This is a genomic window from Micromonospora sp. BQ32 (assembly GCF_059358895.1).
In genome coordinates this window covers 1-13,175 of the sequence record NZ_JCADBI010000019.1, presented here as the reverse complement: position 1 = coordinate 13,175, position 13,175 = coordinate 1, and the positions used below count along the sequence as shown (strand labels likewise).

Annotated in this window: 12 protein-coding genes; 7 read left to right on the top strand and 5 right to left on the bottom strand. The window is 73.2% G+C overall.

The features are described 5' to 3' along the window. Nucleotides 1-260: 260 nt before the first annotated feature. Both AC5L30_RS27845 and AC5L30_RS27840 read right to left on the bottom strand, forming a co-directional pair. Complete coding sequence (locus AC5L30_RS27845) at nucleotides 261-686, bottom strand: OsmC family protein (RefSeq protein ID WP_494870955.1); 426 nt, start codon at nucleotides 684-686, stop codon at nucleotides 261-263. 81 nt (nucleotides 687-767) lie between these two features. Continuing rightward, complete coding sequence (locus tag AC5L30_RS27840) at nucleotides 768-1,715, bottom strand: serine/threonine-protein kinase (protein ID WP_494870786.1); 948 nt, start codon at nucleotides 1,713-1,715, stop codon at nucleotides 768-770. 200 nt (nucleotides 1,716-1,915) lie between these two features. Here AC5L30_RS27840 and AC5L30_RS27835 point away from each other — a divergent pair, with 200 nt between their 5' ends. The 3 genes from AC5L30_RS27835 (at nucleotide 1,916) to AC5L30_RS27825 (ending at nucleotide 4,483) form a co-directional block, all read left to right on the top strand. Then, on the top strand, nucleotides 1,916-2,146 hold the full coding sequence (locus AC5L30_RS27835; protein WP_091408172.1) for a DUF8847 domain-containing protein: 231 nt from the start codon (nucleotides 1,916-1,918) through the stop codon (nucleotides 2,144-2,146). A gap of 113 nt (nucleotides 2,147-2,259) precedes the next feature. Next, a complete protein-coding gene (locus tag AC5L30_RS27830; protein ID WP_494870784.1) occupies nucleotides 2,260-3,006 on the top strand; it encodes a response regulator transcription factor in 747 nt (248 codons plus the stop codon). Continuing rightward, nucleotides 2,984-4,483, top strand: coding sequence for a sensor histidine kinase (locus tag AC5L30_RS27825; RefSeq protein WP_494870783.1), 1,500 nt, complete (start codon nucleotides 2,984-2,986; stop codon nucleotides 4,481-4,483). Before AC5L30_RS27830 ends, AC5L30_RS27825 begins: the two co-directional genes overlap by 23 nt. Before the next feature lie 25 nt (nucleotides 4,484-4,508). On the opposite strand, the gene AC5L30_RS27820 is transcribed toward AC5L30_RS27825, so the two are convergent. Next, nucleotides 4,509-5,366: an arginase family protein gene (locus tag AC5L30_RS27820; protein ID WP_494870781.1), complete on the bottom strand. Its 858-nt coding sequence runs from the start codon at nucleotides 5,364-5,366 to the stop codon at nucleotides 4,509-4,511. 193 nt (nucleotides 5,367-5,559) lie between these two features. Here AC5L30_RS27820 and AC5L30_RS27815 point away from each other — a divergent pair, with 193 nt between their 5' ends. The 4 genes from AC5L30_RS27815 to AC5L30_RS27800 all read left to right on the top strand — a co-directional run bounded on the left by AC5L30_RS27815 (nucleotide 5,560) and on the right by AC5L30_RS27800 (nucleotide 10,718). After that, nucleotides 5,560-5,709, top strand: coding sequence for a hypothetical protein (locus AC5L30_RS27815; RefSeq protein ID WP_494870780.1), 150 nt, complete (start codon nucleotides 5,560-5,562; stop codon nucleotides 5,707-5,709). Nucleotides 5,710-5,726: 17 nt separating this feature from the next. Further along, entirely contained in the window at nucleotides 5,727-7,157 is a 1,431-nt protein-coding gene (locus AC5L30_RS27810) for a class I SAM-dependent methyltransferase (protein ID WP_494870778.1), read from the top strand. Beyond that, entirely contained in the window at nucleotides 7,150-9,204 is a 2,055-nt protein-coding gene (locus AC5L30_RS27805; protein ID WP_494870776.1) for a sulfatase-like hydrolase/transferase, read from the top strand. Before AC5L30_RS27810 ends, AC5L30_RS27805 begins: the two co-directional genes overlap by 8 nt. Before the next feature lie 230 nt (nucleotides 9,205-9,434). Continuing rightward, nucleotides 9,435-10,718 carry a citrate synthase gene (locus AC5L30_RS27800; RefSeq protein ID WP_112698363.1) on the top strand — a complete coding sequence of 428 codons (1,284 nt, stop codon included), beginning with the start codon at nucleotides 9,435-9,437 and terminating at the stop codon, nucleotides 10,716-10,718. A gap of 412 nt (nucleotides 10,719-11,130) precedes the next feature. Here the strand turns inward: AC5L30_RS27800 and AC5L30_RS27795 are convergent, their stop codons facing one another. After that, entirely contained in the window at nucleotides 11,131-11,775 is a 645-nt protein-coding gene (locus tag AC5L30_RS27795) for a maleylpyruvate isomerase N-terminal domain-containing protein (RefSeq protein WP_494870774.1), read from the bottom strand. A 399-nt stretch (nucleotides 11,776-12,174) separates the two neighbouring features. Further along, nucleotides 12,175-13,175, bottom strand: a 1,001-nt coding sequence (locus AC5L30_RS27790; protein WP_494870772.1) for a glycosyltransferase family 4 protein, incomplete at its 5' end; no start/stop codon positions are given.

Sequence of the window (13,175 nt, the reverse complement as noted above, 5' to 3'; positions counted from 1 at the left end):
ATGGTGACTTTAGTGGGCAAAACCTTAGCGAAGCTGATCAACCTCGCGGATCACACCAGACGGTTATTCCCGATTTGACGGGTGAATGCGATCGCGTCGCCGGTCTGCCGCTCGAACTCGCGGCCACGCCAAGTGGTCATCTGAACGTCCGATGCTCATTCCACCGAAAGGGCCACTCCGGGGCTTCCTGCTGACACCCCGGGCGACGACTCCTTGGTATATGGCTCACCAGCGACTCTCCCACCGGAGAGGTTGCGGAGTCAGTGTCGGCCGTTCTCGGCCGGGGTGACGGTCAGGCGGTGGCGGCTGGCGTCGCCGCTGGAGAACGGCCAGAGGCGGTCGGCGTACTCGACCAGGTCGGCCAGTTGGTCTCGGCTCAGGCCGGCTGAGGAGATCTCGGCGTGTACGTCGGCCCGGTATCGGCCGTCGTTGTCCCGTCCCAGCTTCGCCTCGGCCCGGACCTGCACGGTGTGCGCCTCGTCGGTGATCTTCCCAGCCACCTCCACAGCCGCGTGATGCAGGCAGGAGGCGAAGGCCGCTGCCAGCAACTGTTCCGGGGTCAGCCCGGTGCAGTGCGGCGCCAGCGGTGAGGCCAGCGCGGTGGAGAGCCCGCCATCGTCGGTACGTACGTGACCGCCCTCGGCGGTCGCTGTGGCCTCACGCAGCCAGGAACTCTGATCCGGCATCGCGTATCTCCCGTCGCTCACCAGGGGCTACCCCGCCGCCGCCCGGCGAAACGCCGGACCGCTCGGCGAAACCCCGTGCGGTCAGCGCGCGGAGGGCAGGTTCGGCTCGTGGGCCACCGCCACCGCCTCGGTGGCCTCCGCGGCGGCCCGTTCGGTCCACGGCGACATCGGTACCGGCCGGCGGGTCGTCGGGATCGTCATCGGCACGTACACCCGGGCGTCCACCGCCTCGGCCAGCAGCAGCGCGGCGACCAGGCTGGTCGGACGCTGCTCGGGGTCGTCGGCGAGGCAGGAGTGGCACAGCTCGGCGACCTCCGGCGGGAGCCCGGTGATGTCGGGCAGCGGCTCCGGTGGCTGACGGCGGCGTACGAGCAGCAGTTCGCTGGCGGTCGCCGCGCGGTAGGGCAGGCGGGCGGTGAGGCTGTAGTAGAGCAGCACGCCGAGGGCGTACATGTCGGCGGCCGGGGTGGCCGGCGCCTCGTCCAACTGTTCGGGCGCCAGGTACGCCGGGGTGCCCAGCACCATGCCGGTCGGCATCGGGTCCGGTTCCCCGGCGGTGATGGCGATGCCGAAGTCGAGCACCTTCACCCCGGCCGGGGTGAGCATGACGTTGGCCGGCTTGACGTCCCGGTGCACGATGCCCTCGGCGTGCGCGGCGGCCAGCGCGGCGGCGACCTCCGCGCAGACCCGCACCGCGATCTGCCAGTCCAGCGGGCCGGCGCGCAGGTGCACGGCGAGCGTCTCACCCTCGGCCAACTCCATCACGATGTAGGGCACCGGCCGGCCGGGCCACGTCGAGGAGGTGCCGAAGTCGTGCACGCTCGCCACGTTCGGGTGTTCCAGGCGGGCCGCCGACCGGGCCTCCGCGCGGATCCGGTCCACCGGGCCGTCCCGATCGTCGCGGCCGGGCGAGATGAGCTTCACCGCGACCGGCCGATCCAGCACCTGGTCGTACGCCCGCCACACCTCGGACATCCCACCCACTCCGATGCGCTGTTCGAGCCGGTACCGCCCGTCCAGCATGCGCATCGACCACTCCTCGTCCTGGCCCCGCCGACGGCGGGTGCTCAGATGCCGGTACCCGAGCGCCGACCTGGGCAAACCGGAGCCCGATTCGGGGGCAGGCGGCCCCGCGCACCTCGCTGCGCCACGGCGGCGCGTGCGGTAGCTTGCGAGCCAGAGCCGGTGTCACCGATTGTGCCGGCACGGTCACCCGAGGGGACGCCGCGATGAGCGAGGTCACCGTACGTTTCGTCGGCGGGCCCGCGGACGGTCTGGTCCGGCTGCTGCCGGCCGGGTCGGACGGCGCCCCACCCCAGCGTTGGATCATGCGACACCCGGACGGCACGGGCCCGGTTCAGCCGGGCCCCGACCACCTCTACGAACGCGACCGGCCCGACGAGGCGGGCGGCTGGAGCATGCGCTTCGTGCGCACCGACGCGTACGGGGTGTCCGAGTGACCACGAGGCGGGGCTGACCGGTGGCGACGCCGGCGTCGCGTCGGCCCGGTCGCACAGCTGGCGCACAGCTTCCGCAGGGGCGTGGCACAGGCGTGGCGGCCACGATGGGGCCCATGGTCATGAACGGGCGGGCCACGCCGAGCCGGATCGAGCTGCGTCGCCCCGACGGTGAACCCGTCCGGGTGCTGGTGGTCGACGACGAACCGACGCTCACCGACCTGCTGTCGATGGCCCTGCGCTACGAGGGTTGGCAGGTCCGCACCGCCGGCAACGGCATGGCGGCGTTGGGCACCGCCCGACAGTTCCAGCCGGACGCGGTGGTGCTCGACGTGATGCTGCCCGACCTGGACGGCTTTCAGGTGCTGCGCCGGCTGCGCGAGCACGCCCCCACCGTGCCGGTGCTCTTCCTGACCGCCCGCGACGCGGTCGAGGAACGCATCGCCGGGTTGACCGTCGGCGGCGACGACTACGTCACCAAACCGTTCAGCCTGGAGGAGGTGATCGCCCGGCTGCGCGCGCTGCTGCGCCGCTCCGGGCTCGCGATCACCGCCCGGGAGGAGGCGGTGCTGACCGTGGGTGACCTCAGCCTCGACGAGGACAGCCACGAGGTCCGCCGGGCCGGCCAGCTCGTCACCCTCACCGCGACCGAGTTCGAGCTGCTGCGCTACCTGATGCGCAACCCGCGTCGGGTGCTCAGCAAGGCGCAGATCCTCGACCGGGTGTGGAACTACGACTTCGGTGGCCAGGCCAACGTGGTGGAGCTGTACATCTCGTACCTGCGCAAGAAGATCGACGCCGGCCGGGCGCCAATGATCCACACGCTGCGCGGCGCGGGCTATGTCCTCAAGCCCGCCGAGTAGCCGCCGACCGCTGCGCGCCGCCCGGGGGTGGCTGGCCGGGCGCTCCCTGCGTACCCGACTGGTGGTTGCCCTGCTCGCGCTGCTGGCGTTGGTCAGCGTCGGCATCGGGGGCCTGACCACGGTGGCGCTGCGGCACTTCCTGATCGACCGGCTCGACGCCCAGTTGGCCCCGGCGACGGGGATGCGGGGTGACCGTCCGGGGCGGCCGACCTTCCCCGGCAACGGACCGAGCATCCCACCCGGGTTGCCGTCCGGCACGGTGGTCGCCGAGATCACCGACGGTCGGGTGACCAGCGCCCGGACCCTGAACAACAGCGCCTCCAACGCGTTCCCCGACCCGCAGTCCGTGCCGGTGGGGGAGGTCGCCGCGCTGGCGGACCTGCCGGTCGACACCGCACCGCGCACCGTCGACCTCGGCGATCGCGGTGACTACCGGGCCGTGGCCCGGCAGTACTGGGACGGCCGGGTACGTGTCGTCGCGGTGCCGCTATCCGGTGTCCAGGAGACCGTCTGGGCGCTGGCCGCCGCGCAGGCCGCCGTGGCCGCGGTCGGGCTGCTGCTCGCCGGTGTGGCGGGTGCGCTGATCGTGCGGGCGACCCTGCGACCGCTCCACCGGGTGGCCGCCACCGCCACCCGCGTCACCGAGCTGCCCCTGGACCGTGGGGAGGTGGCGCTCGCCGTCCGGGTCCCGGCCGCCGACACCGACCCGCGCACCGAGGTCGGTCAGGTCGGCGCGGCGCTGAACCGGATGTTGGGTCACGTCGCCGACGCGCTCTCCGCCCGGCAGGCCAGCGAGACCCGGGTACGCCAGTTCGTCGCCGACGCCAGCCACGAACTGCGGACGCCCCTCGCGGCGATCCGCGGCTACGCCGAGGTGGCCCGGCGTGGCCGCGACGAGGTGCCCGCCGACGTGGCGCACGCGCTGCGCCGGGTGGAGTCGGAGAGCACCCGGATGACCAGCCTCGTCGACGACCTGCTGCTGCTGGCCCGCCTCGACACCGGCCGTCCGCTCGCGGTCGAACCGGTCGACCTGACCGCCCTGGTGGTGGACGCGGTCAGCGACGCGCACGTCGCCGGCCCCGAGCACCGCTGGCAGCTCGAACTGCCCGAGGTGGCGATCCGGGTGCCCGGCGACGCCGCCCGGCTGCACCAGGTGGTGGCGAACCTGCTCACCAACGCCCGGGTGCACACCCCGCCCGGCAGCACGGTCACCACCACGCTGGCCGTCGACGCCGCCAGCGCCGTGCTCACCGTCGCCGACGACGGGCCGGGGGTGCCGGTGGAGCTGCAACCGGAGATGTTCGAGCGGTTCGCCCGGGGCGACAGCTCCCGGTCCCGCGCGCACGGCAGCACCGGCCTCGGCCTCGCGATCGTCGCGGCCGTGGTGGAGGCCCACCACGGCACGGTCGGGGTGCAGAGCCGTGCAGGTCGGACTGTGTTCACCGTCCGGTTGCCGAATCCCACAGCTGACGCATGATCACCGCACGGCACACCGGTGCCGGTCAGCCGCACAGCATCTCGGTGAGGACCTCGACGACGCGCCGGGTGTGCCGCCCGTCGGGGTCCTCGTCGGTGTTCAGGTCGGTCACGCTCATCCCGAGCAGCCGGTCGGCGCGGGCCAACGGCGTGACCAGCGCGATCAGGTCCGCCCAGCGCGGGCCGTCCGGCTCGGGGTAGGTCACCGCGGGCAGGTCGCGCGGGTCCACCACGTCCAGGTCGAGGTGCAGCCAGGCCGGTCCGTCGCCGTCGGCGGCCAGGCCCGCGCCGACCGTCGCCGCGCCCCGGCGCAGCAACTCGGCGGCGTTGACCTGGTGGATCGCCGGGTCGATCCGGGCCGCCTCGACCCGGCTGTTCTCGTCGGTGGCCGGGCGGTGCCCGAGCAGGTGGACGCGGCTCGGCTCGATCAGCGCGCCCACCGCGCCGACGGCGGCGGCCGGGCCGTTCCCGGTGACCACCGAGAGGTCCATGTCGGCGGCCTCACCGGTCGGCGAGCTCGTGCCGTCGAGGAAGTCCGGGTGCGCGTCGACGAACCACAGGTCGGTCGCCGGGGGCAGGGCCCGGCAGATGCCGGGCAGGATCGCGCAGTCCCCGCCGAGCACGAGTGGTCGGTGGCCGTCCGCGATGAGCCCGCCGATCCGCGCGGCGATGGCGCCGCCGGCTCGGACCAGGCCCGCCGCGCCGATCACCCCGCTCGCCGGGTCGCGGTGCGGGTCGCGTAACCGCGCCTCGTCGATTTGCCCGTCGTCGTCGGCGGCCAGGGCTTCGCGCAGGCCGGCTCGGCGCAGCGCGGCTGGGGCCCGCTCCTCGCCGCGCCCCGCGCCGGAGGAGTCCAGCGGCGCGTCCACCATCGTCCAGCGCACGTCCGCAGCGTACCGGCGCGACCGGCCGTCCCGGCCACATTCTGTGGCCAGGCTGGGAGTACGCCGATGTGCCCGCGACGGCGACGACGAGCGGCGTACGGTGATGGACAAGTCCGGCTTTCTGGGTCAAAAGCCTCACCGGTGTACGGCCGGGACGCCGGGTTGTCGAGACGGCGAGGGCAAGGAGCGATCGGTGGAACATCTGGCCTACCTGGACGCGGGGTCCGGCAGCCTGATCGTGCAGGCGGTCGTCGGCGGGGTGGCCGGCGCCGCGGTCGCCGCGAAGCTCTACTGGCGACGGCTGGTCGACCGGTTCCGCCGCGAGCCCACCGACCAGCGCTGAGCGGCCCAGTCCCGACGATGGCGATCTCACCCACCGAGGTACGGCCCGAGCCGGCCTCCTTCCGCGACCCGGCCAACCGGGTCTTCCACGTCGGCGACGAGGTGCTGCGCGGGTTGAACCCGCAGGCCGCCGAGCACTGGCGGGCACTGACCGGCAGCACGTTCTTCCCGGCGCTCGTCGCCGCGCGCAAGGTCTGCGCCACCGAGGACGCCCCGCCCGCCCTGGTGCCCGCCGCGACCGGGACGCCGTGGGCCGCCGTGCTGCGCCACGAACGCATCCCGTTCGTCTCCCACCCGTACGAGTGGTCGTTCAGCATGCTGCGCGACGCCGCCCTGCTGCACCTGGAGATCCTCAACGCCGCGCTCGGCGAGGGCTTCACCACCAAGGACGGCTCGGCGTACAACCTCCAGTGGCGCGGCGCCCAACCGGTCTTCATCGACATCGGCTCCTTCGAACCGGTCCGCGACGGCGAACCATGGGCCGGCTACCGGCAGTTCTGCCAGACCGCGCTCTACCCGCTGATGCTCACCGCCCACCTGGGCGTCGACTTCCAACCGTGGCTGCGCGCCCGGGTCGACGGCATCGAGGCCGACGAGCTGCGGCCGCTCTTCACCGGGGCCCGTCGGCTGCGCCCCGGCGTGCTGACCCACCTGCACCTGCACGGGGCCATGCAGCAACGCAACGCCGCCGCCAGCACCACCGAGGTACGCGACCAACTGCGGGCCGCCGGCTTCTCCCGGGAGTTGCTGCTCGCCACCGTACGTGGCATCGAGAAACTGGTCCGCAGGCTGGACCGCCGCCCGCCCGAGACCCACTGGTCGGACTACCAGCGCACCTGCGGCTACTCGGCCCGCGACCGGGTGGCGAAGGAACAGTTCGTGGCCGTCGCGGTGGCCGCCGGCGCCCGCCCCCGCCTGGTGCTCGATCTCGGCGCCAACGACGGCCGGTACTCCCGGCTGGCGGCCGGGCACGCCGACTACGTGGTCGCCGTCGAGCAGGACCCGACCGTCGTCGACGAGCTGTACCGAAAGCTGCGCTCCGAGGGGCAGCGCCGCATCCTGCCGCTGGTGCTGGACCTGGCCGACCCCTCGCCGGGTGGCGGCTGGCGGGGCGTCGAACGGGCCGGCTTCGCCGAGCGGGCGTCCGCCGACGTGGTGCTCGCCCTGGCCGTGGTGCACCACCTGGCGATCGGGCGCAACGTGCCGCTGCCCGAGGTGGTCGACTGGCTGGCCGGGCTGACCGCGCCGGGCGGCGCGATGGTGGTGGAGTTCGTCCACCCGGAGGACCCGATGGCGACCCGGCTGCTGGCCAACAAGCCCGCAAATCTCTTCCCGGACTACCGACGCGACGCCTTCGAGTCGTTGCTCGCCGCCCGGGGGCGGATCACCGACCGGCTGGAACTGCCCTCCGGCACCCGCACGCTCTACCGGACGGTGATGGGTGGCTGAACCGGCTTCCGTCGACCCGCCGGCCCCGCCCGACCGGCCGTCCCCGACCCCGGGGCGGTGGGACCAGGGCTGGCGAGGTGAGCTGGGCCGGCTGCTGGAGATCGTCGCGCTGGTCGGTCTCGTGGTCACCCAGCCACTGCTGGACGTGCTCGGCCGCAGCCCCGACTTCTTCCTCTTCCACCGCGCCGACCCGGCCCAGATCCTGCTCCTGGTCGCCCTGGTGACGGTGCTCCCCACCCTCGCGGTGGCGCTACTCGGCGCGCTCAGCCGACTCGCCGGCCGGACCGCCCGCGCCATCACCCACACCGCGCTGGTCGGGCTGCTGGTCGCCGCCCTCGCCGTGCAGGTGGGCCGACACGTGACGCCGCTTCGGGGCGTACCGCTGCTGCTGGTGGCCGTGCTGGCCGGAGCCGCCGGCGCGGCCGCACACCGGCGGTGGCGGGCGCCGGGCCGGGTGCTGCGGCTAGCCGCCGCCGGCCCGGTGGTCTTCGTGGCGCTGTTCCTGCTCGCCTCACCCACCTCGGCGGTGGTCCTGCCGCGCGGCGACGGCGGTGCGGCCGGCACCGCGCAGGGCTCGGCCGTGCACCCGCCGGTGGTCATGCTGATCCTCGACGAGCTGCCGCTGGTCAGCCTGCTCGGCGCGGACGGGAAGATCGACGCCGGGCGGTACCCGCACTTCGCGGAGCTGGCCGGCGGCTCCACCTGGTACCGCAACTCCACCGGGGTCAGCGGGTGGACGCCCAACGCGCTGCCGGCGATGCTCACCGGCCGCTACCCGGCGCGGGCGGTCGCCCCGCACTACTCGCAGTACCCGGACAACATCTTCACCGCCTTCGGCGGCCTGTACGACATCCGCGCCGAGGAGAGCATCACCCGGCTCTGCCCACCCAGCCGCTGCGAGCAGCCGGTCACCCCCGAGCAGGGGCTCGGCGTGCTGGTCCGGGAGACCGGCAAGCTGCTCGGCCGGGTCGCCGGGCCGACGGAGAGCACTGTCGACCCGGAAGACTCGTACCGCGAGCAGACCCGGGCCGAGGCCGGCCTGGACGCCGCCGAACCGGTGCCGGCCGACCCGACGTTCCGGTGGGACAGCCTGGACGACAACCAACCGGCCCGGTTCACCAGCTTCCTCGCCGGGCTGAAGCCGACGACCCGGCCCACCCTGCACTTCCTGCACCTGCTGATGCCGCACTCACCGTGGGCGTACCTGCCGTCCGGGGCGCGCTACGACGCCCCCGAGGACCTGCCCAACGACGGCGCCGGCTGGGTCGACCTGGCCCGGCAGCGGCACCTCGCCCAGCTCGGCTACACCGACCGGCTGATCGGCGAGACGCTGCGGACGCTGCGCGCCAACGGCCTCTACGACCAGGCCCTCGTCGTGGTGACCGCCGACCACGGGGTCAGCTTCCGTGCCGGCGCCCAGGGCCGGGGCATGGACGCCATCAAGGCCGCCGCCGACGAGGTCGCCTGGGTGCCGACGTTCGTCAAGGAACCCCGACAGCAGACCGGCCGGGTGGACGACCGCAACTGGGAACACGTCGACCTGCTGCCGACCGTGGCCGACGAGGCCGGTATCCGGCTGCCCTGGCAGGCCGACGGGCGCTCCGCCCGGCAGGCACCCCGCCCCGACGGTACGAAGCACTTCTACGACCGCCCCGGCGAACCGGTCACCTTCCCCGGTGGCGTGCCCGCCCCGCCACCCCTGCCGACACCGCACCCCCTGGTCGGCACCGAGGTACGCGCCGGCCCGGCCGCCGGCAGCGCCCGGGTCGCCGACCTGGCCGCGTTCACCGCCACCGACCCGGACACCGGCACCCTCCCGGCGCTCGTCTGGGGCGACGTGCCGGACCGGATCCCGGACGGCACCCTCCTCGCCGTCGCCGTCAACGGCCGGATCGGGGCCGTCGTCCCGGTGGTGCCCGCCGACCCCGGCGGACGCCGGTTCGCCGCCCTGCTCGCCGACGACAGGTTGTTCCACGCCGGCACCAACCAGCTCGACGTCTTCCAGGTCGCGACGGACGGTACGCTGCGACGCCTTGCCCTGTCGTGAAGAGGTTTCCGGGTTCGGTCCGGTCTGGCCTCCGGGTCGGTCCGGCCTGTTCCCGGGTTCGGTCCGGTCCGGTCCCGGCTGGCGGGATGCCGGGTTTCCCGGCGGCCCGGTCGGGAATCGGGTGACGCATACCTCACCGCCGAACCACGGCGGGCGTTGTCCCCCGAGCCGCAATTACGGTAGAAGCGAAGGCAATTCAACGTAGATCTGCCGGCGAAGCGAGGAACCACATGACGGAAGTCAAGCTCGATCACCCCGGTGGGCAGCTGTCGATGCCGGTGCATCCTGCGGTCGAGGGCCCCGCCGGTATCGGGGTGAGCAAGCTGCTGAAGGAAACCGGGATGACCACGTACGACCCCGGTTTCGTCAACACCGCCGCTGCCTCATCCGCGATCACCTACATCGACGGCGACGCGGGGATCCTGCGTTACCGGGGGTACCCGATCGAGCAGCTGGCCGAGAAGTCCTCCTTCCTGGAGGTCTCCTACCTGCTCATCTACGGTGAGCTGCCGACCGAGCAGCAGCTGACCGAGTTCACCGAGTGGATTCGGCGGCACTCGCTGCTGCACGAGGAGATGCGCCGCTTCTTCGACGGCTTCCCCCGGGACGCCCACCCGATGGCGGTGCTCTCGTCCGCGGTGAGCGCCCTGTCCACCTTCTACCAGGACAGCCTGGACCCGTTCGACTCCGAGCACGTGGAGATCTCCACGGTCCGGCTGATGGCGAAGGTCCCCACCATCGCCTCGTACGCGTACAAGAAGTCCATCGGTCAGCCCCTGCTGTACCCGGACAACTCGCTGGGGTACGTGGACAACCTGCTGCGGATGACCTTCGGCGTGCCGGCGGAGCCGTACGAGGTCGACCCGGTGATGTCGAAGGTGCTGGACATGCTCTTCGTCCTGCACGCCGACCACGAGCAGAACTGCTCCACGTCGACCGTCCGCCTGGTCGGCTCCAGCAACGCCAACCTGTTCGCCTCGGTCTCGGCCGGCGTGAACGCGCTGTTCGGCCCCCTGCACGGTGGCGCCAACCAGGCGGTGCTGGAGATGCTCCAGCAGATCCACGCCGGCGACGGCGACGTCCGGTCCTTCGTCCGCAAGGTCAAGGACAAGCAGGACGGCGTCAAGCTGATGGGCTTCGGCCACCGGGTCTACAAGAACTACGACCCGCGGGCGGCGATCGTCAAGAAGGCCGCGCAGGACGTGCTGGGCCGGATGGCCAAGCCCGACCCGCTGCTGGACATCGCGATGGAGCTGGAGGAGATCGCCCTCGCCGACGACTTCTTCGTCTCCCGTCGGCTCTACCCGAACGTGGACTTCTACACCGGCCTGATCTACAAGGCCATGGGTTTCCCGACCAAGATGTTCACCGTGCTGTTCGCGCTCGGCCGGCTCCCCGGCTGGATCGCCCAGTGGCGCGAGATGATCAACGACCCGGAGACCAAGATCGGCCGCCCGCGGCAGGTCTACGTCGGCTCCGCCGAGCGGGACTACGTCCCCTTCGGCGAGCGCTGACCCGCTCCTCGCTTCACCAGCAGGCCGTCGACCCCTCGGGGCCGGCGGCCTGCCGCCTTTCCGCGCTCCAAGCTGCCCCGTCCATCGGCGTCAACCCCTGGGTCTGGGCCTCGCCGGTCGACGACATGGCCCCGTCCCGGCATGATCGACTCGGGTTCCTTGAAGGCGCGGTGTCCGCCATGTCGGGACACCCCGACTTCCAGGAAGCCGAGTCGATCACGCGCGGGGCGATGCCGGCCCTGGGCGCCAGGGTCCGGGCGGCAGGCGTGGGCGGCGGCGGTGGGTGGCCCGGCCTGGGTCGGGGTGGCGGGTTTGGGTGGCGGCGGTGGGTGGCCCGGCCGGGGTCGGGGTGGCGGGTTTGGGCGGTGGCCGTGGCCCGACCCGGCCCGGGTCCGGGCGACGGGGCGGGCGGTCAGAAGGCGGAGATGTCCTTGGCCCGCTCGCTGCGACTGAGCGCGCTGATCAGCGCGGACTGGCCGTTGCGCCGCACGGCCAGTCGGACCAGCAGGTCGCGTACGGGGTCGAAGACGTCCGCCGGGAACTCCGGCGTGGGCACGCCGACGCTCACCGCGAGGTCGTCGGAGTGGACCACGATCTCCAGCTGACGGGTGAGCAGGAAATCACCGCGCCGCAGCGACCAGCCCTGCCACGGGATCGGCACGATCTCACGGGCCGCACCTCGGGAGAGCAGGTCGCCGACCTCCTCCACCGCCCGGGCGGAACGGGCGTGCAGGTCGGCCGGCCCGCGTACGGCGTCGGCCTCGTCGGGGCCGGAGGCGACGGTGTCCTTGTCCGGGGACCCCTCAGAGACCCAGGCGGCCCGCTCGTAGTGGTTGTCGGCCGACTCCAACGTTGGCAGGTCGGTCGGCGTCGGCAGCAGCTCCGCCGCGCGGACGGCCTGACGGCCCAGGTGGCACGCCAGGCCACCCACGGACAGGTGCGGCAGCGCGCTCGGGCTCGACCACCGCTCGGTCACCTCGGGGCGTCGGATCAGGTCCAGCGCGATCGAGGCGGCGACCGGAAAACTGGCATCCAGGGCGTCGACAGGAGGAGACATTCGCACATTCTGACAGGCTGGCCCGACCGGCGCTGGGCTGCGCGACCCCCGGCCCGATGGCCCGGCATTCAGCGGCGCGGCCGGCGCCCGGCGGCGAACTACGCGCCCGGTCCGGCTCCCCGGGCGTTCGGCCGCACAGCCCGGCGGCCCAGCGCGGAGCTGTGCGCGGCGCTCCTCACATCATGATCGACTCGGCCTTCAGGAAGTCGGGCGGTCCCCAGCACCGGGACGCCCCGACTTCAAGGAAACCGAATCGATCAACCGCAAGTCGGGGGGTCCCCATCACCGGGACAGCCCGACTTCATGGAAACCGAGTCGATCAAGGCCGCACGAGCACGAGCCAGGCCCGAGTCCGGGCCGGGTCAGTCCGAGCCGGGCCCGGGCCCGGGCCGTGGAGGGTCAGCGCAGGCCGGCGGCGGCGAGGAGGTTGCCCTCGGGGAGCGCCGGGAGGGCCCGCCCCTGGGACATCCGCTGCTCGGCGCGCTCGGCGGTGAACGCGGCGTCGTGGTGGATGGCGGCGGCGTAGCTGGCGGCGGTGCGTTGGGCGATGGCGGCCCAGCCGTACTGGTCGTGGACCATCCGGCGGGCGCGGCGGGCCATGACGCGGGAACGGTCGGCGTCCGACAGCAGCGCGTCCACGGCGTCGGTCAGGCTCTCCGGGTCGTGCGGGCGGAAGGTCATCCCGGTGACGCCCGGCTCGACGATCTCGCCGAGGCCACCGGTGGCGGCGACGGCCAGGGGAGCGCCGGCCGCGGCTCCCTCCAGGGCGACCATGCCGAACGGCTCGTAGATGCTCGGCACGACAAAGCAGTCGGACGCGGCCATCAGCGCCGGCAGGTCGGTGCCGCCCAGAAAGCCCGGCATGGTGACCATGCCGCCCAGGCCGCGGCGGTGCACCTCGGCCTCCAGTTCGGCGCGGTACGGGCCGTCGCCGGCGATCACGGCTCGCAGCCCGGGGTGCCGCTCGCGCAGCCGGGGCAGCGCGGCGATCAGGTGCTGCACGCCCTTTTCGTACACCAGGCGGCCGGCGAAGGTGACCAGCGGGCCGTTGCCGGCGAAGCGGGCGCGGGCGGCGGCCACGGCACGCGCGGGTACCCGCCAGCGGTGCGGCTCCACGCCGTTGGCGACCACGTCGACCCGCCCGGCCGGTACGCCGAACAGCGCGTTCACCTCGTCGCGCATGTACCCGGAGCAGACGATCACCCGGTTGGACTCGCTGCTGAGCCACTGCTCGACACCGTGGATGGTGCGGTTCATCTCCTCCGGCAGCCAGCCCTGGTGCCGACCGGCCTCGGTGGCGTGGATCGTGCTGACCAGCGGGATGTCCAGGTGGTCGCGCAACGTCATCGCGGTGTGGGCGACGAGCCAGTCGTGGGCGTGGATGACGTCGTAGGCGCCGG